General features: G+C 46.0%; 22 protein-coding genes and 1 pseudogene. 18 read left to right on the top strand and 5 right to left on the bottom strand.

The features are described 5' to 3' along the window. The first annotated feature begins 5 nt into the window (after nucleotides 1–5). The 11 genes from MDMS009_RS05960 to MDMS009_RS05910 all read left to right on the top strand — a co-directional run bounded on the left by MDMS009_RS05960 (nucleotide 6) and on the right by MDMS009_RS05910 (nucleotide 9929). Nucleotides 6–386, top strand: coding sequence for a DUF4845 domain-containing protein (locus MDMS009_RS05960; protein ID WP_036315530.1), 381 nt, complete (start codon nucleotides 6–8; stop codon nucleotides 384–386). Further along, complete coding sequence (gene rnc, locus MDMS009_RS05955; RefSeq protein WP_008290751.1) at nucleotides 383–1066, top strand: ribonuclease III; 684 nt, start codon at nucleotides 383–385, stop codon at nucleotides 1064–1066. The genes MDMS009_RS05960 and rnc overlap by 4 nt, the downstream gene beginning before the upstream one ends. Beyond that, nucleotides 1063–1968, top strand: a complete 906-nt coding sequence (era, locus tag MDMS009_RS05950; protein ID WP_008290783.1) for a GTPase Era — start codon at nucleotides 1063–1065, stop codon at nucleotides 1966–1968. Before rnc ends, era begins: the two co-directional genes overlap by 4 nt. Nucleotides 1969–1979: 11 nt before the next feature. After that, a complete protein-coding gene (gene recO, locus MDMS009_RS05945) occupies nucleotides 1980–2684 on the top strand; it encodes a DNA repair protein RecO (RefSeq protein ID WP_008290764.1) in 705 nt (234 codons plus the stop codon). A 21-nt stretch (nucleotides 2685–2705) separates the two neighbouring features. Then, nucleotides 2706–3437 (top strand): pyridoxine 5'-phosphate synthase, encoded by a 732-nt coding sequence (gene pdxJ, locus MDMS009_RS05940; protein ID WP_008290789.1) that lies wholly within the window; start codon nucleotides 2706–2708, stop codon nucleotides 3435–3437. Continuing rightward, a complete protein-coding gene (acpS, locus tag MDMS009_RS05935; RefSeq protein WP_008290772.1) occupies nucleotides 3434–3820 on the top strand; it encodes a holo-ACP synthase in 387 nt (128 codons plus the stop codon). Before pdxJ ends, acpS begins: the two co-directional genes overlap by 4 nt. Further along, entirely contained in the window at nucleotides 3817–4704 is an 888-nt protein-coding gene (gene cysM, locus MDMS009_RS05930) for a cysteine synthase CysM (RefSeq protein WP_008290760.1), read from the top strand. The genes acpS and cysM overlap by 4 nt, the downstream gene beginning before the upstream one ends. Continuing rightward, a complete protein-coding gene (locus tag MDMS009_RS05925) occupies nucleotides 4704–6770 on the top strand; it encodes a translocation/assembly module TamB domain-containing protein (RefSeq protein WP_008290806.1) in 2067 nt (688 codons plus the stop codon). Before cysM ends, MDMS009_RS05925 begins: the two co-directional genes overlap by 1 nt. Nucleotides 6771–6785: 15 nt before the next feature. After that, entirely contained in the window at nucleotides 6786–7388 is a 603-nt protein-coding gene (locus MDMS009_RS05920; RefSeq protein WP_008290778.1) for a YdbL family protein, read from the top strand. 88 nt (nucleotides 7389–7476) lie between these two features. Further along, nucleotides 7477–8814, top strand: a complete 1338-nt coding sequence (gene rlmD / locus MDMS009_RS05915) for a 23S rRNA (uracil(1939)-C(5))-methyltransferase RlmD (RefSeq protein WP_008290787.1) — start codon at nucleotides 7477–7479, stop codon at nucleotides 8812–8814. Continuing rightward, nucleotides 8814–9929 (top strand): hypothetical protein, encoded by a 1116-nt coding sequence (locus tag MDMS009_RS05910; protein WP_008290742.1) that lies wholly within the window; start codon nucleotides 8814–8816, stop codon nucleotides 9927–9929. The genes rlmD and MDMS009_RS05910 overlap by 1 nt, the downstream gene beginning before the upstream one ends. Before the next feature lie 484 nt (nucleotides 9930–10413). Here MDMS009_RS05910 and MDMS009_RS05905 read toward each other — a convergent pair whose 3' ends face one another. Then, a complete protein-coding gene (locus MDMS009_RS05905; protein ID WP_008290800.1) occupies nucleotides 10414–11946 on the bottom strand; it encodes a SulP family inorganic anion transporter in 1533 nt (510 codons plus the stop codon). A 304-nt stretch (nucleotides 11947–12250) separates the two neighbouring features. Here MDMS009_RS05905 and lexA point away from each other — a divergent pair, with 304 nt between their 5' ends. From lexA to MDMS009_RS05885, 4 genes are all read left to right on the top strand, one after another. Continuing rightward, nucleotides 12251–12859, top strand: a complete 609-nt coding sequence (gene lexA / locus MDMS009_RS05900) for a transcriptional repressor LexA (RefSeq protein ID WP_008290771.1) — start codon at nucleotides 12251–12253, stop codon at nucleotides 12857–12859. 3 nt (nucleotides 12860–12862) lie between these two features. Beyond that, nucleotides 12863–14104, top strand: a complete 1242-nt coding sequence (locus tag MDMS009_RS05895; protein ID WP_237700486.1) for a DNA polymerase Y family protein — start codon at nucleotides 12863–12865, stop codon at nucleotides 14102–14104. 186 nt (nucleotides 14105–14290) lie between these two features. Next, on the top strand, nucleotides 14291–16417 hold the full coding sequence (locus MDMS009_RS05890) for a VTT domain-containing protein (RefSeq protein ID WP_008290749.1): 2127 nt from the start codon (nucleotides 14291–14293) through the stop codon (nucleotides 16415–16417). Nucleotides 16418–16424: 7 nt separating this feature from the next. After that, entirely contained in the window at nucleotides 16425–17111 is a 687-nt protein-coding gene (locus tag MDMS009_RS05885) for an endonuclease/exonuclease/phosphatase family protein (protein WP_008290810.1), read from the top strand. Nucleotides 17112–17288: 177 nt separating this feature from the next. On the opposite strand, the gene MDMS009_RS16050 is transcribed toward MDMS009_RS05885, so the two are convergent. Beyond that, nucleotides 17289–17450, bottom strand: coding sequence for a universal stress protein (locus tag MDMS009_RS16050; protein ID WP_008290807.1), 162 nt, complete (start codon nucleotides 17448–17450; stop codon nucleotides 17289–17291). A 369-nt stretch (nucleotides 17451–17819) separates the two neighbouring features. On the opposite strand from MDMS009_RS16050, the gene MDMS009_RS05875 reads away from it, so the two are divergent. Both MDMS009_RS05875 and MDMS009_RS05870 read left to right on the top strand, forming a co-directional pair. Then, complete coding sequence (locus MDMS009_RS05875) at nucleotides 17820–19091, top strand: coiled-coil domain-containing protein (RefSeq protein ID WP_008290795.1); 1272 nt, start codon at nucleotides 17820–17822, stop codon at nucleotides 19089–19091. 96 nt (nucleotides 19092–19187) lie between these two features. Beyond that, the gene (locus MDMS009_RS05870) at nucleotides 19188–20840 is read left to right on the top strand and encodes a BCCT family transporter (protein WP_008290780.1); all 1653 of its coding nucleotides are present in this window, start codon (nucleotides 19188–19190) and stop codon (nucleotides 20838–20840) included. Nucleotides 20841–20850: 10 nt separating this feature from the next. Here MDMS009_RS05870 and MDMS009_RS05865 read toward each other — a convergent pair whose 3' ends face one another. From MDMS009_RS05865 to MDMS009_RS16715, 3 genes and pseudogenes are all read right to left on the bottom strand, one after another. Next, entirely contained in the window at nucleotides 20851–21573 is a 723-nt protein-coding gene (locus MDMS009_RS05865) for a 3'-5' exonuclease (RefSeq protein WP_008290802.1), read from the bottom strand. Nucleotides 21574–21582: 9 nt separating this feature from the next. Beyond that, nucleotides 21583–23472: a DUF294 nucleotidyltransferase-like domain-containing protein gene (locus MDMS009_RS05860; RefSeq protein WP_008290805.1), complete on the bottom strand. Its 1890-nt coding sequence runs from the start codon at nucleotides 23470–23472 to the stop codon at nucleotides 21583–21585. Between the two features lie 108 nt (nucleotides 23473–23580). Continuing rightward, nucleotides 23581–23824: pseudogene (locus tag MDMS009_RS16715) on the bottom strand (integrase core domain-containing protein); the annotation flags it as partial. Between the two features lie 320 nt (nucleotides 23825–24144). On the opposite strand from MDMS009_RS16715, the gene MDMS009_RS05855 reads away from it, so the two are divergent. Further along, nucleotides 24145–24480: a DUF2845 domain-containing protein gene (locus tag MDMS009_RS05855; protein WP_008290753.1), complete on the top strand. Its 336-nt coding sequence runs from the start codon at nucleotides 24145–24147 to the stop codon at nucleotides 24478–24480. Nucleotides 24481–24493: the final 13 nt, after the last annotated feature.

The following is a 24493-nucleotide window of genomic DNA, read 5'->3' as shown; positions in this document are numbered from 1 at the left end:
TGGGTATGCAAAAACAACGTGGAATGACGTTAATTGGCTGGGTCATTGTTTTAGCCCTGATTGGCTTTTTTGCCACCATTGCAATCCGCTTAGTGCCAATGTACCAAGAGTACTATGGCGTATTACAAATTATGAACGATATGAAGATTGAGCTTCGAAATAACAAGCTGACGAAAAATGAAGCGCAAACCTTACTGATGAGACGGTTTAATATTGGTTACATAGAAAGCGTGAAAAAAGAAAATATAGAAATATCGCGCGGTAAAAACACCTCATATGTCACCAAAATAGTGATTGATTACGAGGTTAGAAAACCGTTTATGGCACACATCGATTTAATCGGACATTTTCATAAAGAAGTGGATATAGAGTCTAAAAAACTATGATAACCCAGCGGCAAAAAGCCCTGTGTAAGCAGCTTGAAATTACATTTAAAAAAACGGATTTACTGCTACAAGCATTGACTCACCGCAGCGCCGATCCAAAGAATAACGAACGTTTAGAATACCTTGGCGATGCGATTTTAAGTTTTGTGATCGCTGAGGAATTATTTAATCGCTTCCCTCAGGTCAAGGAAGGCAAACTAAGTCGTCTACGTGCGTCTTTAGTCAAAGGCGAGACGTTGGCTGAACTGGCTCGAGAACTGAAATTGGGTGATGTACTGATTTTAGGACCCGGTGAGTTAAAAAGTGGTGGTTTTCGCCGCGAATCAATTTTAGCTGATGCGGTAGAAGCCATATTAGGTGCTTTGTATCTCGACGGCGGTCTAGAATCGGTGAAAGCATTGATCTTAAGGCTCTATCAAGAACGGCTAGACAATATTGATGTAACGGAAACGGTTAAAGACCCAAAAACACGCTTACAAGAACTATTACAAAGCCGAAAACAACCTCTGCCTATTTACAGTGTCAAAGAAGTTAAAACGGATAAGAAGCACCCTGCATTTGAAGCTTCCTGCCAAGTGACGTTGCTCGATAAAGTGGTCGTAGCGCAGGGTAGCAGCCACCGTAAGGCGGAGAAAAAAGCCGCTGAGCGAGCCCTGACATTAATTGAAGAAACATTATGAGTGAAACACCATTTCGTTCTGGCTATGTGGCGATTATTGGTCGCCCTAACGTAGGCAAATCGACCCTAATTAACCGGATTTTAGGTCAAAAGCTTTGTATTACGTCGCGTCGACCACAAACGACCCGTCATCGTATTCTTGGTATCAAGACCAATGACAGCGGTCAGTTCATCTATGTCGATACGCCGGGTATGCATAGCGATAACAAAAAAGCCATGAACCGATACATGAATCGGGCGGCGGCATCATCAATTGAAGATGTGGATGTGATTTTGTTTGTCGTTGAAGGTCTGAAGTGGACCGATGAGGATAAGCGAGTCTTAAAGCGCCTGCAGCAAGATGCACGCTGTCCGGTCATTTTGGTATTAAACAAAGCAGATAAATTAGACGATAAAGCAGCGTTACTCCCTCAGATTCAAGAGTTAGCGGCACAGTTTGACTTTGCAGCTGTTGTGCCCGTGTCTGCGCGTAAAGGTATGAATACGGACCTGCTTGAGCAAGAAATCGCCAAGCTGATGCCTGAAGGCGAGATGATTTTTGATGAAGATCAACTGACTGACCGCAGCTCGCGGTTTCTTGCCAGCGAAATCGTGCGCGAAAAACTGTTTCGTTATCTGGGACAGGAGTTACCGTACTCGCTGACAGTAGAAGTCGAGCAGTTTGAAGAAGAAGAGGGCATGTATCGCATTGGTACAGTGGTCTACGTTGAGCGCAGCGGTCAGAAATCCATTGTGATTGGTAAAAAAGGCGAGCAACTCAAACTGATTGGTCAAGATGCCCGCATGGAGATGGAACAGTTATTTGGCTGTAAAGTCTTTTTACAAATCTGGGTGAAGGTACGTGAAGGCTGGTCTGATAACGAGCGTATGCTAAAAAATCTCGGTTATAACGACGACCTGTAAAGCTGACTAGTGTGGAACTGACTTCCGCTTTTGTTTTGCATCATCGTCCTTTTCGTGAAACCAGTTTATTGGTTGATGCGCTGACCCGTGACCATGGTCGTGTTAGCTTGGTTGCCAGAGGTATGCGTCAACAAAAAAAACGTCAGAGTCATGTGCTACAGCTGTTTCAGCCATTATGGATAAGTTGGTATGGATACAGTGAATTACATACTTTAGGCCAAGCCGAGGCATCAGAGTCGGCATTTCGTCTGATAGGAAAAGCGAGTTTGTGCGGCTTGTACCTGAATGAGTTGCTCGTCAGATTATTGCCTATTCAAGAGTCAGAACCCGTCATTTATGACGCTTACTATCAAGCCTTGCAAAGCTTGCAGCAGAACGAAAACGAACAAGTTGTTTTACGACTATTTGAGAAACGTCTGTTAGCCGAGCTTGGCTATGGTCTTGTGTTAAGACATGAAGCTGGAAGTCTGACACCGATAGAAGATAATGGCTTGTATCGATACCTGCCAGATAGCGGTCCTCAAAGACAGCTTAACGCTGGTAAAGAACCATCTGTTTCTGGACGTAGTCTACGACAATTGGATGAAGAAGATGGGTTTGATGAAACCAGTCTTAAAGAAATTAAAATAATGATGCGGACAGTGATAAATTATTATCTGGGTGGTAAGCCATTACATAGCCGTCAATTGTTCGCTGGACTCAATCAATCAAAATAACAACGTAGGTAACTTGGTTACATGTCAATTTTTCTTGGTGTAAACATCGATCATATCGCGACGCTCAGACAGGCAAGGGGTACGCGCTATCCTGATCCTATCCAGGCAGCTATAGAGGCTGAACAGGCTGGTGCAGATAGCATTACGCTGCATCTACGCGAAGACAGACGCCATATCCAAGAGCGTGATGTGGCGATGCTAACCGACATCTTGCAGACCAAGATGAATCTGGAAATGGCCGTGACCGAAGAAATGCTGGCTATTGCAGAAAAATATCAGCCTGAGGATTGCTGTTTGGTCCCTGAAAAGCGTGAAGAGTTGACCACCGAAGGTGGCCTTGATGTCGCCGGTCAATTAGAACGTATGAAGCAGGCCTGCCAGCGCTTGGCTGATGCCAATATCAAAGTCTCTTTATTTATTGATCCTGATTTACGCCAGATTGATGCTGCGATTGCCTGTGGTGTACCGATTGTTGAATTACATACAGGCCGTTATGCGGAAGCAGAAACAGATGCGGAAGCAGCGCGCGAGCTCGCAATCATAAGCGAAGCAGCGGAGCAAGCACATGCGCGAGGTTTGCAAGTCAATGCAGGGCATGGCTTGCATTATCACAACACAGCGCCAATTGCTGCGATTCCACAACTGGTAGAACTCAATATTGGTCATGCCATCATTGCACGTTCATTATTTACCGGTTTGAAGGAGGCGGTAAGAGAGATGAAACAACTTATGCAGGACGCACGACGACTATGATTATCGGGATCGGCACCGACCTTGTGCATATTCCGCGTATGCAGACCTTACTTGAAAAACATGGCGACAAGATTGCTGCCCGTATTTTGAGTGAGCGTGAGTTCGCTGAATTCAAATTGCAACTGAAACCTGCTGCTTATTTAGCAAAACGCTTTGCCGCAAAAGAGGCGGCAGCAAAAGCGATGGGCACAGGGTTTCGTGATGGTTTGAGCTTACGCCATATCGTGGTGAGTAATAATGAACTGGGTAAACCGGAATTAAGCTTTGAAGAAACCGGTCTTACCTTGAAAGATGAATTGAAAATCGGCCGAAGTCTACTCAGTCTGAGTGACGATCATGAGTACGCCAGTGCTTATGTGATATTAATGGAAGCAATGTCATGAATGCCTTTCCGACCATCGAATCTTTTATTGGCAATACCCCACTGGTGCGTTTACAGCGTCTTCCGGGGCAGACCAGTAATGTCATTTTGGTCAAATTAGAAGGTAACAATCCGGCTGGTTCTGTCAAAGACAGACCAGTAGCCAGCATGATTCGTGAGGCACAACGTCGAGGTGATATCGAAGTAGGCGACACGTTGATCGAAGCAACCAGTGGTAACACCGGCATTGCATTGGCGATGGTTGCGGCGATCTTGGGCTACAACATGATTCTCATTATGCCCGAAAACAGTAGTCAGGAGCGGCGGTCAACGATGCGTGCTTATGGCGCAACGATTATTTTAACTGACGGTATGGAAAGCGCCCGCGATCTGGCTTTGCAAATGCAACAAGAAGGCAAAGGGAAAGTCCTCAACCAATTTGCTAACTTTGATAACCCCTTAGCGCACTATGAAGGAACAGGACCTGAGATCTGGCGTGACACGAAAGGGAAAGTGACACACTTTGTTAGTTCCATGGGTACAACCGGTACGATCATGGGGGTCTCGCGTTTTCTGAAAGAACAGAATTCAGCAATCCAGATTGTTGGGGTTCAACCTTCAGAGGGTGCCAGCATTCCCGGTATTCGTCGTTGGCCAGAAGCCTATCTGCCCAGTATTTTTGAGGCCGACAGGGTCGATATGACGCTGGATGTAACCCAACAAGAAGCAGAAGAGACCATGCGTCAGCTTGCCAGCCAAGAAGGTATTTTTGCGGGTGTATCGTCGGGTGGCGCCTTGGCGGCGGCGTTAAAGGTGTCTGCACAAGTGGAAAATGCGGTGATTGTGAGCATTGTGTGTGATCGTGGTGATCGTTATCTTTCGACAGGTGTGTTTCCGGCAGCCTAATGAAAAGACTGACGGCGTGGTCAGCATTACTGTTTTGCCTGTTCTTTTGGCAACTGTCGGCTCAGGCTATTGAGCAGATAGACATTCGTATTGATCAATGGGCAACTGAACAACTTGCCGCCGAAGGTTTTGATTTAGCGTTGGGGCTAACGCCCAGTGGTATACAACTCAACGCTACAGCGAAGACCTTGCGACTGCCCGCTCCGATAAATATTATCAAAGATGTGCAACTTAGCTGTGACAAAACACAATGGCTAGCAAGCCAGATGCGCTGTGAGTCGGGGCAGTTAGGTTTCAATCATGCTCAACTCGGGCAGCAAACGCTGAGCTTCTCGTTGACAGCGCTTCCTGATGCATCGCATTACATATTTGATGTCAGTGGATTAAAACTGGCTGGAAGTGATATATCGCTGGCCGCAACAATAACGGCATCAGACTGGAATGTGCGTGTTGATGCGACTGGACTACATCTTGAAAAAATTGCGCCTTGGTTGCCGCTATGGCTGGATGAAACACAGCTAGCAACCCTTTCAAACTGGGATTATCACGGTCAACTCGATATCAAAGCCACGCTTCACGGTATGGATAGCCATGTTCAGCAACTTACAGCGAGTTGGACCCTAACAGAGTTAAATTTCAGCAATGACAGCGGCACACAGGTTGCTGAGTTATTAACAGGGCAGGGCGATGTCAGTGGTGAAAAGACCAATAATGGCTGGCAGTGGCAATCTGCCATCCACCTTGATGGTGGGCAAAGTTATGTTGAACCGGTGTTTATCGACTTTCAAACCAATCCAACTAAGTTAACCACAACGGGTTATATATCATCTGATTTGGCTGTGTTGGATCTGCCTGATATGACGATAGAACAGTCTGGCTTATTGACGGCAGATCTGCAGTTAGCAATGCGCAATAAAACGCTGTCAAAACTCAATATAACCCTACAACAAGCTGATTTTGAATCTTTTTATGCGGTTTGGTTACAGCCTTTTACGCTGGGAACAGCTGTCGACAAATTAACGCCAAGCGGTAAGCTTGCTGCCACGTTTGAGTTGCAAGATGAGCAATACCTGTTCGATATTTCCATGGATAACGTCAGTATTGATGATCAAAACCAACGATTTCAAATTGAGGCTGTAAATGGTCATTTAGGCTGGAGTTCTTCTGAACAGCCGGCAAGCAGTGATATTCAGTGGCAAAACGCTCAGGTTTATGCGATTGATTTAGGGCAAGCAGCCATCAAAGCACAGAGTAAAAATAATGGACTAAAGCTCACTGAACAAGTCAGCCTGCCTATCTTGGACGGACGTTTGCTGATTAACGCCTTTAGCCTCAAACAACGGTCAGATCAGCATATCGACTGGACTTTTGATGGGCTGTTAACTCCGATTTCGATGGAGAGATTAAGCGATGCTTTGCAGTGGCCGAGGTTGCATGGGAAATTATCAGGCGTGATTCCTAATGTCAGCTATAAACAGCAGCAACTCAAAATTGACGGTGCACTGCAAATGAAAGTGTTTGATGGCACCACCGTTATCCGTGACTTACGAATGACTACGCCGTTAGGGGCATTACCCCAGCTTTATGCCAATATCGATATTACGGATCTGGATCTGGAATTATTAACCCGTACCTTTGATGTGGGACGAATTACCGGCAAGTTAACGGGGTATGTACACGAACTACGCTTATCGAATTGGCAGCCGGTTCAATTCAAAGCCCGATTAGCTACCCCAGAAAACAATCCGGGTAAACGTCGTATCAGTCAGAAAGCGGTTGATAATTTGACGCAAATTGGTGGTGGTGCCGGCCTCATATCACGTAGTTTTTTACGTTTTTTTGATGATTTTTCCTACCAAAAATTAGGCCTAAGTTGCACATTAACAAACGATACCTGTGATATGGCTGGTATCGAAGAAGCTGAACAAGGTTATTATATTGTCAAAGGTGGCGGCGGATTGCCGCCATGGATAAATGTGGTGGGATATACTCGCCGCGTAGATTGGTCTGAACTGATAGAACGTTTAAAAGCGGTGCAAGACAGTTCAGGGCCGGTGATTCAATAAAAAGGGGATAAACAGATGCGCTTATTTAAATGGCTGACAGGGACGGTATCAGGGCTGATGCTTGTATCATGCGTCACAATTAATATTTATTTCCCGGCAGCCGCCGCTGAAAAAGCAGCTGATAGAATTATTGAAGATGTGTGGGGACCGGAAACACAACCCCAACAAGTGCCTGATGAAGAAGAACAAAATCAATCTTTCATTCTGCCGCATAAAGATATTGCAGCGAGTTTGTTCAATTGGTTAATCCCGCAGGCACAAGCGGCGCAAGCAAACATTAATATCAATTCACCGGCCATCAACGCACTACAAGCACAGATGAAAGCGCGTCACGATAATCTCAAACCTTATTACGATAATGGCGCTATTGGGCTGACTAACAATGGCTTGATTACCATACATGATGCCAAAGCGATTTCATTAAAAGACCGTAATAAAGTGAATGGCTTGGTGGCAGAAGAAAATAAAGACCGTAAAGCTTTATATGCTGAAATTGCACGCGCCAATGGCCACCCTGAATGGCAGGATGATATCCAAGATACCTTTGCTAAACGCTGGATAAGCAATGCGGCAAAAGGCTGGTGGTATCAGCAAGGTGGTAGCTGGAAACAGAAATAAATTCCTGTAATTCATTATAATATTAGAGTCCGGTGGTGCTTTGGCATGACTGGACTTTTTATTTTTCAGATAAGAGATTGGTTGTTTAATGGCAAGACGTAGACGCAGGCAGAAGTTACCGCAAGAAGCTATCACAGCAGAGATTGAATCATTATCACACGATGGCCGAGGTATCGCCCGAGTAGAGGGTAAAACGGTCTTTGTTGACGGTGCTTTGGCTGGAGAAACGGCATCGTTTCAGTACACCCGTTTGCACAAGAAGTTTGATGAAGCGAAAGCATTAGAGATCAGCAATCCGTCTGCCCAGCGAGTAGATGCTAAGTGCCAACATTTTGGTGTTTGTGGTGGCTGTAGCTTGATGCATATGGCTCCAGAAGCACAATTAGAATTAAAGCAGGGAACATTGGCTGAACACTTTACGCACTTTGGTAATTTAGAACCGCTAACCTGGTTGCCGCCATTGACCGGGCCTTTATGGGGCTATCGTCGTAAAGCACGCCTGGGCGTTAAGTACGTCACTAAAAAAGAGCAGGTATTAGTCGGTTTTCGCGAAAAAGCATCGCCTTTTATTGCCCAGCTATCACAATGCGATGTTCTCGATCCCCGCGTTGGTTTACGTCTTACTGAGCTGGGTGAAATGATCGCGGGCCTCGATGCCTATAACCGCATTGCCCAGATTGAAGTCGCCATGGATGATTCTAATGTGGCTTTGGTCTTTCGTAACCTCGATCCGCTTTCAGAGGGTGATAAGCAAGCATTGATTGCCTATGGTCAAGAGCAGGACTTATGGATTTATGAACAACCGGGCGGCCCTGATACGGTTGCAGCGTTATGGCCGGAAAAACCGCAGCTATCGTATGCCCCTGAAGCCGGTTTGACCCTCAACTTTGATCCGAGTGACTTTACTCAGGTGAATGCTGGAATCAATGAAAAGATGATTCAACGTGCTTTAGATTTACTCGATATCCAACCTGAAGATCGTATTCTGGATCTTTTTTGTGGCTTAGGTAACTTCACTTTGCCATTAGCAAAACGGGTGACGGAAGTCGTTGGTGTTGAAGGCGATCTGGCTTTGGTAAAACATGCTCAGAATAATGCCTTATTGAATCAACTGACGAATGCCGAGTTTGAACAAGCAGACCTGACTCAAACTGAATTAAAAGACTACCCATGGGCACAGAAGGGGTTTAATAAGATCTTGCTAGATCCTCCACGCAGTGGCGCGTTTGAAGTACTACATCAACTGGCTGACTTAGGTGCTGAGCGTCTGGTTTATGTGTCTTGTAACCCAGCGACATTGGCTCGTGACGCCGGTGAACTGGTCAATAAGCATGGCTATACCATGGAAGCGGCAGGCATTATGGATATGTTTCCGCATACCAATCATGTTGAATCAATCGCGGTCTTTACCAAAAACAATGGCTGATGGCTGAACAGGCCCTACTTAAGGAGCAACTTAATATCACGGCGATCGCTGAGCTAAGCGAGCGTATTATTGAGGTGTACCCTGAGTTTGATGGGCAGGCGTTTGCGGAAAAAGCATCAACTGGTTTGACACAACTGGAGCTCAAAGCTCGCGTTAGTCATATTATCGATGCTTTAGCCGCTTTTTTACCACAAGACTTTTGTCAAACGGCGCGTATTATCGAGCAACTTGCTGACAATTGGAATCAGCAAAGCGCTGAGCGTAACTGGACAAATTATGCCGCTTGGCCGGTTATTGATTATGTCAGCGTGTATGGTTTAGCTCACCCGCAACGCGCTTTTTCTATACTGGAAAAACTTACGCCTTTATTCACTGCAGAGTTTGCGATTAGACCCTTTGTAGAGCAGCATTTTGATTTAAGCTATCAGCAAATGCTGTGTTGGGCCGAACATGAGCACGAACATGTAAGACGGCTTGCTTCAGAAGGCTTACGGCCTCGATTACCCTGGGCTGCACATATTTCTACCCTACGGGCTGATCCAAGCCCTTTATGGCCATTACTGAATAAATTGAAGGCAGATCCAAGCCTTTATGTACGCCGTTCCGTTGCTAATAACCTGAATGATATTAGTAAAGATCATCCGGAACAGGTGTTAGCTGTTTGCAACAATTGGCAGCAAGATCACAATAAAGACACTGACTGGGTAATACGCCATGGTCTTCGGACCCTGGTCAAATCAGGTGTTAAAGCCGTTTATCCTTTATTGGGATTTACTGAGCATCCCCAACTCTCTGATATCAATCTGACATTGGCCGTAACTAAGTTGGCTGTGGGACAGTCGTTAGAGTTCAAATTAGATTTGGCATCGGAGCAATTCCAACACGTTGTTATTGATTATCGCATTGGCTTTGCCAGAGCAACGGGACAGCAGGGCTATAAGGTGTTTAAGTGGAAAAATATCAAGTTTGAGCCGCATCAGCCAATGCAGCTGAAAAAAACACACTCGTTCAAGCCTATCTCAACTCGACGTTATTACCCGGGCACACATACCATTGAGGTTTTGCTTAATGGCAGCATTGTGGCCCGGGCAACGTTTGAGTTGACGACAGGTTAAAGCCTCACCTTAAGACATCACGAGACCGTAACCGACCAAGACAAGAAAGGCCAGTGATAATACACAGATAAGCTCTGCAAAGTGATCATTAAAGAATTTTTCGAATTTGTTGCCCATGTTGCACCTCCAGTGAGTGAGTGAAAGCGGATTAATCAGTTCAGTTTGATTATCACGTTTGTCTCGGTGGTGAGCATTGACTTAGATCAAGAACAACTATTTCTGTTGCATTTATAAGCTTATTCCCATAAAAAAAGCCAGTCAAGTGACTGGCTTTTCTATTGGGATTCAACTGTTTATTTAAGCGTTGTATAGGCCAAAAGCAACCAGTGACAACCAAAAGAAAGTGAAGCCCAGAATAATGTGTGGAAACTTTTCCACTAGCATTGCATCGATTTTTTTCAACATGTCTTTTTACTCGTAGTTCAGTAGGTTAAACAGTTATTAATATTATTATTCGGCGCTAAAGATAGCAGTAAAATGACATTTATGCCAGCTTATCGTCAGCCACATGATAATGCGGGTCTTCCATCACATTAACTTCAATCAAGTCAGCCGCGTTATCTAATAACTGTTTGCACTCCTCAGTTAAATGTCGCAGATGTAATGTTTTCCCGGCCTTAATATATCGCTCAGCTAAGGCATCAATAGCCTCGATTGCGGAATGGTCATAAACCCGAGAGTTTTTGAAGTCGAGAATAATGTCGTCAGAATCATCACTTTTAGGATCAAATAACTCACTGAAGTTACGTACTGAGCTAAAAAACAACGGTCCATTCAACTCATGCACGATAGACCCTTTTTCATTGCGATAACTTCTGATGTGAATGTGTTTGGCATGTTGCCAGGCAAAAACCAATGCAGACAAAACAATACCTGAAATAACGGCTATCGCCAGATCAGTAAACACAGTAATCACGGCAACGGAAATACCGATGATGGTATCTGGCAGAGGGATGCGACCAATCAAACGGAAACTAGCCCACTCAAAGGTACCCAATACCACCATAAACATCACGCCAGTTAATGCTGCAATCGGAATGATTTCAATCAATGGTGAGGCAAACAGAATAAAGCAGAGCAGGAACAAGGCCGCTGAAATACCTGATAGACGGCCACGGCCACCTGAATTGATATTGATCATGCTCTGACCAATCATGGCGCAACCACCCATACCGCCGAAAAAGCCGGTAACCGTGTTAGCAACACCTTGACCCACACATTCTTTATTAGGACGACCTGTGGTTTCAGTGATTTCATCGATCAAAGTTAATGTCAGTAACGATTCGATCAAACCAATAAAGGCTAGAACAAAAGCATACGGCGCGATAATCAGCAAGGTTTCTAAGTTGAACGGCACCATCGGAATACTGAACTCAGGCAGGCCACCAGCAATAGACGCGACATCGCCCACCGCACTGATATCGAGGTTCAGGCCAATCGCTAATAATGTCACAACGATAATAGCGGCTAATGAAGAAGGAACTGCTTTTGTCAGTTTAGGCAGGAAGTGGCTGATAAACATGGTTAATGCCACCAAACCCAGCATCCACCACAATGGCTCGCCGGTCATCCATTGTTCTTCACCATTTTCCCCGGTGATTTTGAATGATTTTAACTGAGCGAGGAATATGACGAGTGCTAAACCATTCACAAACCCCAGCATCACCGGTAGCGGCACAATACGAATGAACTTACCGAGATGAAATACCCCGGCTAGTATTTGAATGATCCCCATCAGTACGACGGTGGCAAATAGGTATTCCACGCCATGTTGAGCCACCAACGCCACCATGACGACAGCCAGAGCACCCGTTGCACCTGAAATCATACCTGGCCGGCCGCCGATTGCCGCGGTGATAAGACCAACCAGAAAAGCGGCATATAGACCAACTAAGGGATCAACACCCGCAACAAAGGCGAAGGCGACGGCTTCTGGCACCAGTGCTAAAGCCACAGTCAGGCCCGATAGCACGTCATTTTTGATATTTTGAGGACGTTTTAATAACAGGTTAAACATGGAATACCTTTTTCCAACTAAAGACGACAGGCGCCGTTAACAGCACCCGTATTATCGTTCACTACGTTATGAGTTTGATACGGAACAGAGCGCAGTCTGGTCTTGCGCCAGATCCGCGAAATAGGAGGCGATTATCCACGAAAAGCCTTAGTAAGTCCAGAAGTTAAACAGAATAACCTTGTAATAACAATGACTTATTTTCAATGTTTAGCTGCCGCTTGAGAATTGAAAATTCCACTTGTTTAATTATTAAAAGTTCTCTATATTTTCTCTTCTCACTATTTTCTCTAAAAGGGAAAGGATTATGCTGACTGAACGTGAACAAAACACATTGGATTTTATTCGTCATTACGTTGATGAACATGGACGTTCACCGTTGGTATCAGAAATTGCTGAAGGCTTGGGCATCCGTTCGCAAGGAACGACACATCGTTATATTCAGGCATTGGTTGATGCTGGATTATTGGAGCGTCATGTAGGCCGCACCCGTGGATTACGTTTAACCGAACAACCTGAGGATATCGCTGCTGATCCAGTCACTTTGCCAGTGATGGGTAAGATTGCTGCGGGTCGCTTGGTGGAAGCGGTTGCCGATGAATCAGAAATTGATCTCAGTGATATGTTTACCGGTAAGGGACGGTTCGTACTTAAGGTGAACGGTGACTCGATGATCGATAAAGCCATCATGTCGGGCGATTACGTCGTCGTGCAATCACAGTCAACCGCGCGGCATGGCGATATTGTGGTCGCGCTGGTCGATGGCTTTGATGCAACCTTAAAAACCTTATTACTGAACGATGATGGCACAGTGACATTAATGCCAGCTAATAGTCATTACGAGGCAGTGACTTTACCCGCTGATCGGGTGCGGGTGCAGGGCATAGTTGTCGGTCAGTTAAGAACCTATCCCTAGGTCGTGACTTCCGAACAAGCTGAGCAGTGGCCAAGGATGATTGCCTTGGTGGATATGGATTGTTTTTTTGCTCAGATAGAACAGCTTGATAATCCGCAATGGAAAAACAAACCGGTCGCGGTGACCAATGGTCAACTTGGTTCGACGATTATCACTTCGTCGTATCAGGCGCGAGCATTTGGTATTCATACCGGGATGCGTCTGAAGCAGGCGAGGCAATTATGTCCTGCTTTGATTCAGGCACCCTCAAGACCGCAACGCTATGCTCAGGTGTCGCGTCAAATCATGTCGTCACTGCTGGCTATTACGCCTGATATTGAAGTGTATAGCGTCGATGAAGCCTTTCTCGACTTGAGCCGTTGTCAGCAACTCTACTTTGGTGCAAGCGACATTGGACAGCGTATTAAACGCAGAGTCTTTTCTGTCTCAGGTTTGCGTTGTTCAGTGGGCATTAGCGGTGATCGCACTACCGCTAAATTTGCTGCAAAAAAAGATAAACCTGATGGCATGCGTGTTATTCATCCAGCATTGGCAGAGCAAACGTTGGCCCCTGAACTGGTGACAGCACTCAGTGGTATCAATAAAGGTATTGCGAGCTTTTTAGCACGTTACGGCATTATTTGTTGTGGTGATATGAAACGAGTGCCGATGAGCGTTTTAGCGAAACGGTTCGGTCACTTGGGGCGACGGATCTGGCTGATGGCGCAAGGAAAAGATCCTGAGCCGTTAAGCTATAACGTTAAGCCCCCCAAAACGATTGGTCATGGCAAGGTCATGCCGCCACAAACCCGAGATAAAAACGTAGTGTTGATCTATTTCCAACATATGTCTGAAAAAGTGGCCGCGCGTATGCGCTGTTTTCATTATCAGGCGGAATGTTTTTTTATCGCCGCTAAAACAGATCAAGGCTGGCTGAAAACCAAAACGCATGCTGGTTTTTATACGGATGACGGTAGGGTGATTTATCAGCTATGCCAGCAGTTTTTACAACTTTACTGGTCTGGACAAGGTGTCTGGCAGGTTCAAGTCACGGCATTGGCACCGCAACAGGGAAAGCAACTAGATTTATTTACTGAGGACAATCAGCAACGACAGCAAGTTAATACGGCTATGGATAACGTCAATCATCGTTATGGTGAGTTTACCTTGGCACCAGCAAGACTGCTCGACAAGTCAGCGATGCCTAATGTTATCGCGCCTGCCTGGAAGCCAGGCCCTGGCTCTCCCCGTGACTATTTTTTATAAAGCCAAATACTAAGAAAGCAAGGTATGTTTGATTTCTGACTACCGTGCTTTTAACCAAGGGCTATGATAGGTTTGAAAACAATAAATCAGGCAGAGCCTGGGATGTGTCATTGATTGCTGATAGGTTAAAAATGTCTGATCAAAAAAGCGACGTTGGGTCACGATTAAACTACTCAGAGGTGAGCGGTGAGTAAGTCGAATATTATCAAAGAAGGTATTAATTGTTGGCAGCAGGTGCATGCTGACAGGGTCGCTCTCCTTATTGATGGTGAAAATTATTTCGGTGCATTTCACAGTGCCGTGCAAAAGGCACGTCATACGGTGTATATCCTGTCTTGGGATATTGATAGTCGTATGCGGCTTATCAGAAAGGAAGACAGCCCTAGTGATTTCCCCGAGGAATTAGGCGCTTTTATCCGCCACGTCTTAAAACAAAACCCGGAACTTGATATCTATATTCTCAACTGGGACTGGGCGATGGTCTATACCATGGAGCGTGAATGGCTGCCCATGTATAAACCGGCTTGGAAGTCGCAATCCAGATTACATTTCAAACTGGATGGTGAATGTCCTCTAGGCGCGTCACAGCATCAAAAAGTGGTTGTGATTGACGATGAGATTGCTTTTTCAGGGGGCTTTGATTTAGGTAAACATCGCTGGGATACATCAAACCATGAAGCCAGTGATAAAAGACGCTTAGACCCCGATAATCAACCTTACCCTCCGTTCCATGATGTGCAAATGCTGGTGAGTGGTCAGGCAGCCAAAACCTTAGCTGAACTTGTGAGAGAGCGTTGGTTACGCGCGACAGGTGAGCAACTCACACCACCTCAGGCAAAAACAGATTCAGCGTGGCCGGAACAGGTGGATAGTTGGTTTGAGAATGTCGACGTGGCGATTGCACGTACTTTTCCGAAATATGAAACACAGCCCGAAGTCAGAGAAGTTGAACAGCTTTATATTGATGCGATTAAAGCAGCTGAGAAGCTTATCTACATCGAAAACCAATATTTCACATCGTGGAAAGTAGCAGATTTATTAGTAGAGTCATTACAGCAGCGAGAAGGGCCTGACGTTGTTTTGGTGTTACCACTGATGACCGGTGGCTGGTTGGAGCAAGTCACCATGGATGTGCTTCGGCACCGTGTTGTTTGTCGCCTGCAAGAGGCTGATGCACATAACAGGCTTCGTATCTGTTATCCGCATCATGAGGCTTTGGGCCAGAGTCATATCAGCGTACACGCCAAAGTGATGGTGGTTGATGACAAGCTACTTCGCGTCGGTTCGGCTAATCTGAGTAACCGCTCAATGGGCTTCGATAGTGAATGTGATTTGGCGATAGAAGCCAAAGATGAACAGCAACGTGAGCAGGTCAGCCGGTTTCGTGAACGTTTATTATCCGAACATTTTGATTTGAGCGAAGACGATTTACGGCAAACCCTGTCTCAAGATGGTTCTCTAATCAAGATGATTGATGCACGACAAGACGGTAACCGTACGCTCAGGTTATTAGATTGTCAGGTGCCAGAACTCGCTGAGCAGATGTTGCCCTCATCGGCAGTGGTCGATCCGGAACGACCATTACAACCAGAACAGATGACACAAATGTTCCTGCCAATAGAGGAGCCTAAATCAACAAGCAAGCAATGGTGGAAAATTATTGGGTTGTTACTGGTGGTCATCGCGTTGACTGTGGTTTGGCGCTTTACACCGTTAAGTGAATGGTTAAGCCCTGACACGCTGGCGGCAGCCGCTGAGGGCATCAAGTCCCACCCGTTAACACCATTATTAGTTATCACTGTGTTCAGTTTGGCTGGTTTATTAGCGTTTCCCGTTACGTTATTGATAGTGACAACGGCACTTGCATTTGGCCCCATGTGGGGGGCGGTGTATTCCATGATAGGCTCAATAGTAAGTGCCTTATTAGCGTATGGCCTAGGCCATAAACTGGGAAGAAAAACAGTACAAAAACTAGCAGGATCAAGTATTAATCGTTTGAGCCGCCGTTTAGCTCATCATGGCGTGTTAGCGGTGATCACCGTTCGCATTATCCCTGTCGCCCCGTTTACAGTGATTAACTTAGTGGCCGGTGCTTCACATATCAAAACCAAAGATTTCATTTTGGGCACATTACTGGGGATGTTGCCGGGCATTCTGGGCTTGACTGTTTTTGCCGATTCTTTGATAAAAACCATACAGCAGCCGGAACCCAGTCAAATCGCTATATTTGCTGTCATTATTGCTGTTATCACTCTGGTGATGGTGGGACTTAAAAACCTTCTCAATAAAAAGCAGGAAGAAGAGGAAGAGTAAGTCTTAGATGCAACTCAAGCTGGCCAGTTATAACATTCATGCCTGCATTGGAACGGATGGTCAGTTTGACCCATTTCGTATCGCGGCGGTTATTAATGAATTAGGTGCCGATGTGATTGCTTTGCAGGAAGTGGAACATCACTTGGTCAACGACATTGATTTGCTTGATTTCCTCGCACAGCAAACCGGGATGATAGCTTTAGCTGGGCCGACCATGCTGCGTGAAAGTAGGCATTACGGTAACGCCATTTTGACCCGACTAACACCTGAGTCACATCAATTGCTTGATTTGAGTCTGGAGGATAATGAACCGCGTGGTGTTATACAGCTCAGTTTGAACATCGATGATCACCGCTTATTAGTGTATGCCACTCATCTTGGTCTTAAACCGGTTGAACGTCGTTTTCAGGTACAAAAAATCTTATCTTTGTTTGAGACTAAAACAGCAGATACCACTGTTTTAATGGGCGATCTGAATGAATGGTTTCTGTGGGGCAGACCATTACGCTGGTTGAAGGCTTATTTTGATATCACACCGGCTATAAACAGTTTCCCCTCTTTCTGGCCCTTTTTTGCGCTGGACAGGGTATGGGTAACCCCCCGTCACCACTTACTTAATGTCTCAGCACACAAAACGGCGTTAGCTAAAAAAGCGTCAGATCACTTACCCGTTACGGCCGATATTACGTTCTGACGAAGTGTGTTTTCTCGTCAAATCTGTAAAGCACATAGAGCTATTACGCGGTCAGATTATGGTCGAGAGCCCAACCTGCATCGGATTATGAAGTTCGTCGACGCTCAAAAGATAGGGGCAGAGCTAACATTGATTCGGCGAAACCTGTGGTGATATCACGGTGGCTGAGACCATGATTCAGCGAACGATGAATACTGAAATATGCTCGTGCTCTGCCAGATGGCTGGCATTGGCATGAAAAGAATAATCCATGAAGCCCGGAACATGCGATGCCATGACGATAAGGTCAGCACCAACTTCATCATCGACCTTTTCCAGCACCCGATCCGGTTCTGTCACTGGACCATTGCAAGTGACGGCTTTCGACTTTATCAGGTAGCCATACTCCTGTCTTTATTGTCCTTGGACACATAATTCCTGAAACCACTTCCAACAATAAAAGGTAAAACACCGACGCTGTTTCGGTATATTTGATGACAGGAGGAGGGGCAGCAGGTACATGTACAACAGTTTGCAAGGTTCAATCGCGCTACTGTAGAGTTGAACTGTGATCACAGCTGCTTATTCAGCGAGTGTGTACTCAACCATCATTCATAAATAGATGAGGCTCGATAAATGACTTTACTTACCCACAGCCCCCCTGTTCGGGAAAAATCAAACTCACCCTCATCACTAAAAAAATGGGTCCATGTCCCTTTTTTGACTCTTATGCTTATCACATCTGGCTCCGCTTTTGCTGCTAGCGAGGCAGAACTTAAAGCACGTATTCAACAGCTAGAAGCTGAATTAAAATCGGTCAATGCTGAATTAGAAAGTATTCAAACCGAAAATAAAGACTTGGTGGAAACCAATGCCAAGCTCACCGATGCTGACGCGCCAATTAAGATTGGCAATTGGACTGTGGGCGGGGCTATGCGTGCCATGTACACAGTAGGTGATTACACTGCCAACGATAGCGGTGCGCCCGGTCGAGCCTGGGAAGATGATGGTAACGTTGGTTTGGATACCTTGCGTGTAAACTTGGATTACAGCAACGGACCTTACTCAGCGAAAATCGAGTACCGTTGGTACGATGGCTATAATTTCTTACATACTGGTTGGGTAGGTTACAGCCCTGACGATAACAGTCAGATTCAGCTGGGTGTCAATCGCGTGCCTTTCGGTCCCGGCGCCTATGGTCTCTCACAGGCCTGGTTGTTCGACCAACACTATTACCTTGGCCTCTCGGATGATATGGATCTGGGGATTAAATACAGTACACAACGCGGTAAATGGGCGTGGGATGTGGGCTATTACTCCAGTGACGAAGGCCATTATGCCGGTGCCAGTCGTGATAGCGCCCGCTATTCCTATGATGTCGTCGATGAGTCTGGTGGGGGGTATGAAGAACGTAATCAAATCAATGTTCGGGGTATTTATTCATTTAACGGCAATGAAGACAGCTCAACTGACCTGGGTTTCTCGCTTCAAGCAGGTGAACTCAAAAGTCGCGGGGTGCAATCCGACGGTCACCACTACGCCGCCTCGGTGCATATGGTCAATCAATGGGGCAACCTTAAGTTAGCGACACAACTGACACGCTACGAATTCGATGTCGACGTTGACCAGGCACTTGGTACAGATGATCTGGTGCAATTTGGTGCCTATGATTTCCCAAGTACAGCGGCTGCCGAAGGGTGGATACCTGCCGTTTCGCTTAGCTATTACCAACCTACCGATAATATTTCTTGGCTGGACTACGTGCTGCCTTATCTGGAATACAGTTCCATTGTCAAAGATAAGAGCGGATTCAACGACAGTGAAATGATTGTTGCCGGTGTGGCGCTGGCTCGCGGTGGTTGGTACATCTACAACGAAGTTGGCTTTTCCAATGGCAACGAGTTTGTCGGTGGTGATGCAGCCTTCGGCGATCGCCTCGGAGCCAACGCCGACGACGATTGGCAGACCCGCTTTTTGATCAATTTTGGCTATTATTTCTAAGCCTAAATGTCTTAATCAGCACCGCCAACAGGCGGGGCTGGATTGTTATAGTGTGCGAACATTCATACAAAAACTCTTTAATAAAAGGATAGCAACGTGAGTAATCAATCCGATAACTCCGCTGAACCGCAATCAGCAGGTGTACCCGCACCCAATGGCGCAGCTAATTTGATCGATACCGATTATCAGATTGGACAAGATAACTACCGAGCGAAACATCTGGGAATCAGCATTGATCTCCATGGCGTTGTTTTTATCGTTTCAGCAATTGTTGTGTTGGCTTTTGTCCTTCTGTCACTGGCCCTACCCGAACAATCCACTAGGATCTTTGAGGCCAGTAAAAATTGGATCAATACCAACATGACATGGTTTTTCCTGTTGTCAGCCAACATATTCGTCGTCTTGTGCCTGGGGTTAATTGTTTCACCATTGGGTCGCATCCGCATCGGCGGTGCTGAAGCTAAGCCAGACTTTTCTCGGCTTTCCTGGTTTTCTATGCTGTTTGCAGCCGGTATGGGGATTGGATTAGTTTTCTATGGTGTATCGGAGCCGCTGTCTCACTATAACAGCGCTGTTGGCGGTATTAACGTGGGTGCTGATGGTGTGAGAACTGATTGGGCACCACTTGGTGGCGCAGCCGGCGACCCTGAGGCTGCACGGCAACTGGGTATGGCTGCTACTATTTTTCACTGGGGTCTGCATCCTTGGGCTATCTATGCCATTGTGGCACTGTCACTGGCGATTTTTTCATTCAATAAAGGCTTACCGCTCACGGTCCGTTCTATTTTCTATCCGATCTTGGGAGAGAGAGTATGGGGCTGGCCTGGTCACTTTATCGATATTCTGGCAGTGTTTGCCACACTCTTTGGTCTGGCAACCTCACTGGGGCTTGGTGCGCAACAAGCGGCTTCGGGATTAGATCATTTATTTGGCGTAGGCGATGGAAACGTCGTGCTGGTTCTACTCATCGCGGTCATCACCTCAATCGCCGTTATCTCAATTGTGGCCGGTGTCGACAAAGGGGTAAAACGGCTATCAGAAATTAATATGGTGCTGGCATTTGCACTGCTCATGTTTGTGGTTTTTGTTGGTCCTACCTTGCTCATTGTTTCAAACTTTTTTTCTAATCTAAATAGCTATTTCACTGAACTCCCTGCATTGTCGAATCCCTTTGGTCGCGAAGACGCAAACTTCAGCCAAGGCTGGACGACATTCTACTGGGCATGGTGGATCAGCTGGTCGCCTTTTGTGGGTATGTTTATTGCCCGGGTGAGTCGTGGTCGAACGGTACGTGACTTTTTAATCTCGGTGCTGTTGATTCCATCTGTCGTCTCGACTTTCTGGATGACCGCATTTGGCACCAACGCGATAGCGCAACTGCAATCTGGTTTCGATGGTGTTGTGTCAGCAGAGCTGCCGCTAAAACTTTTTGTGATGCTAGAACAGCTTCCTGTCGCAGAGATCACGTCGTTTATCGGCATAATCCTGGTTATTGTGTTCTTTATCACCTCTTCAGACTCCGGCTCATTGGTTATTGATACTATTACTGCCGGTGGCAAAATAGATGCGCCTAAACCTCAGCGTGTATTCTGGGGCGTTATCGAAGGGGCTATCGCTGTTGCTTTGCTGCTGGGTGGTGGACTCGCTGCATTGCAAGCGGCATCCGTCTCTGCCGGGCTTCCTTTCACAATCGTGCTACTGGTGGGGTGTTATGCCATTGTTCGCGGGTTAATGTCTGAGCCCAGATAGCCCGACCAATTTAATCCCATAACTGGCCGATGGCTGTTGTGGGAGAATAATGCCTGGCCACCTGAGCTAAAAACAGCTCAGCTGTGGCCATGGCATCTACTTTTGCATGGTGAGCAGAATAGGACGGCAAACCATATCGCCGGCGACTATCATCGAGTCGAATTGACACAGGCTGTAACCCCAACGTTTTTTTCAACCGGTGTTTCCAACCGCTGCGTTGCCAACGAGCTTCGATTGCCATCGTATCAATCAATGGGAACAAACAATGCTCCCCCCACAATTTGCGGCATGCCAAGTCCAAAAAAGGCCGCTCTATCTGCTGGTAATGCACAACCACGATACAACCACTCAATCGCCCTAGCAGCTCATCTAACACCTTTTCCAACGGCGGTGCAGTGTCTACCTGAGAATGAGTAATACGATGAAAGGCAATAGACTCTTCAGACAAGACACAGTTTGGCTTCACCACCTGATAATGACCATCTGATGGTCTAATACCTCGCAAGGTAAAAGGGACTAGACCGAAGCTGACAATTTCGTTGTACCTTGGGTCTAATCCAGTCGTTTCAAAATCCAGCGCTACAAACGGTACTTCCGACAGGGGCATGTCGGGATCTGTCAGCGGCATTTGATAAAAGCGTTGTAGTGTCGGGTTTACAGAAGCCTTCGCCTGCTGCGTTTGATAATGCTGCCACTCATCAATCACACTTTGTTGCGATCGTTTTTTGAACATCCTTTATGCCTAGTATGGGTAACGATAGCGAAGAAAATTCTGTGCATTATTAACCACTTGGAAGGCCTCTTTTAGATTGTGACGCTCTGTTGCGTCAATATTTTCTGGTTCGATAGCATTGTCAATTGCCTGATCATTCTGAAGTTCAAGCGCTTGATGACGCATACGCACTAAAGCAATAAACTCCAGCGCGTACTGCAGTTTATCGACTTGGCCAGCAGGCAAAATATTTGCCTTCTCAATATCCCGCAAACGGTCAAGACTGTTCTGGGCTTGCGAGCCAACCGCCAAGGCATGCACACGAATCACATCTGTTATAGGCGCCAAACCGCGACCCTTGATATTAATTACCTTGTGCTGACGACCATCGGTTTCCATCACAAAGGTACGAAAGAAACCCAAAGGTGGCCTTCGGTTCAAGGTATTACGCGCCATGGCACCCAAAAAACGAGGGTTATGTCGCGCTTTGCTTGCAATCATATCTTGCAGATTTTCCACTAAATATTCTTCGCCATACACAGCATCCAGATCGAAAAAAATACAGCTGTGTAAAAGCCGTTGAGGATCGGGATCGGCAATCCACTCATCGAAATAGCGTCGCCATTGCGAGAGGGGCTGCCGCCAATCATCATTGGTGGCCATAATGCCGCCTTTACAGTATTCATAGCCACAGGCATCCAAACCATCGCTGACCTTTTGCGCCAACATCTTAAAGTATTCATCGTGCTGCTGCGGATCGAAACTATCATGCAATACAAGCGCATTATCCTGATCCGTTATTACCGATTGCTCGTGACGAGCCAGCGAACCATGCACCATAAAGCAATAAGGTATCGGCGCTGGCCCTAACTCATCTTCAGCCAGTTCGATCAAACGTCGCATCAGGCTGCGTCCGATACTCGACATAGCGTCGCCAACCATCTTTGCGGTAGAGCCGGCCTCTACCAGGCGTATAAAAGCAGCGCGTATTTCTGGAACCAACCGTGACAAATCACGCACAGTGCTCCGGCTAAAAATATTACTGGCTAAATACAGGCTGCTGTTGGTTTCGTAACGAACGATATCAGACAGATGTATGACACCAACCGGACGTCGTCGATGCAGTACCGGCAACCGCTGAATATGATTACGCAACATCGTCAACATGGCTTCGTTGACAGACTCATCAGACTGAAGCGTAATTAAACGACCATCACTTAGTTGACCTATCGGCCTATCCGTTGTGACTCCGGCAGCAATAACCTGGGACCTTAAATCTTCATCAGTGACCATACCTTTCAGCCGCCAGAGTCCCCCCTCATCACCACTAAAGACTTCGTCACTATCTTGATCATCGGCGGGCTCAATTAAGAGTACTGAAGAAACCGCATTCTCAGTCATCAGGCGAGCGGTCTCCTGAATCGACACTGTGGTTTCCACCATCAGGGGTAAACGACTGATTAACTTTCGTACCCGTGTCGTCATCAAGTCATTTTCACGCAGGCTTCCGTCTACCGTGCTTTTCAAGCGCGAACCAGACAGCTCCACAAAATCAGCAAAGCTATCATCGTCACAGAGACGATCAAAAATAGTATCAGGGATTTGATAAAGCAGCGTATCTTCTATGGCCTTAACCGGAAATCGGATCTTGCGTTGACGCAAAAGACCAAATTGACCAAAGATATCCCCTTCTTCCAAACGGTTATAGAGCTCACCATTGTAGTGATAGATCTCGACAGCGCCGCTGCGAATATATGAGAGTGCGTGGATAGTCTGCCCTTGCTCAAGGATCATCGAGTCTGCCTTAAAATAGGTAATCTCAACATTGCCCACAACATCATCTAACAACTCGTCCAGTAACGTATCAAATGGAGGATGTTGACTCAGGTGATCGCGTATTTCTCTAAGTTCTGCTTCCATGAAAGTCTCTAATGAACGATGGTAATGGTCGATTACCCACAGCGGTTTGTAAACGATGAGTAGTAGTCAAGTTAAACTGGTTATCACGTAGTAAGCAAACCAAAACCTTTACGCTGCGGCGTTTGGCGATAGACTGCCATTCTCTTGATGGGGCATGACATAGCTATAATAGATGATCATATAGCTAATCAAACCATGCTTGCCTCAACAAAACAACGAGAACCTCTTTCAGCAACCCATTTCTGTCTTTAAACTTCTAAAGAAGCTTTCCTTTGAGGCTGTTGTCCCAACAATTTCCACATCTGCTCAGGCTTTGTTTGATTAGATAGCGCCATAGTAAATGATGATATTTAAGGTTGGGAAGCCCCTTAATAATCATTAACCCTATGGTCAAAAAGCATGACTTTTGCTTTTATCCATTTTCTATATGATTTTCAGTATGAAACCAAAAGCGATCAGTGCAAGCGCTATGTCCGTGCTGAAGGTAGCCGGTATGACGATTTGTTTGGTTATCATCAGGAATAGAACAATGATAGTGCGTTAATTCAACATGAAAAACATATGCACTTTTTGCGTATTGTGCAGCAAGGTTAATTTTCGTGAATGAATTCGAGCTATCAGTTATAAATTCGTGTTATCTTCACAACATAGCAAATTAGCGGGAACATAAAGATGACAAAAAGTTTAACTATCATGGGCTTAGTTTCAGTTCTCAGCCTGGCTGGTTCGGCATGGGCTGGCAGCAGTGACATGGATAAGCTGCAGTGTGGTGCGAAAGCGATTGAATTAGGAATGAGTGCTGACGATATCAAAATGACATGTGGCCAAAATTGGGAGCCATCGTATATCAGCAGGCATACCCGTCCTGCAGTTGGTACCAATGACACCGCTGAACAGAGTAATGATCAATTCGAAAAATGGATGTACCGTACAACAGGTAATGATGACACGCATGTGATACTCAAAAATGATGAAGTCATTCGGATTTTTACGATGGTGCAACAATAACCTCACGTTACTT

It is taken from the genome of Methylophaga thiooxydans DMS010, assembly GCF_000156355.1.
Classification (GTDB): Bacteria; Pseudomonadota; Gammaproteobacteria; order Nitrosococcales; family Methylophagaceae; genus Methylophaga; species Methylophaga thiooxydans.
Note: the sequence above shows the minus strand (reverse complement) of the source record. Positions and strands in the feature narration are given on the sequence as shown.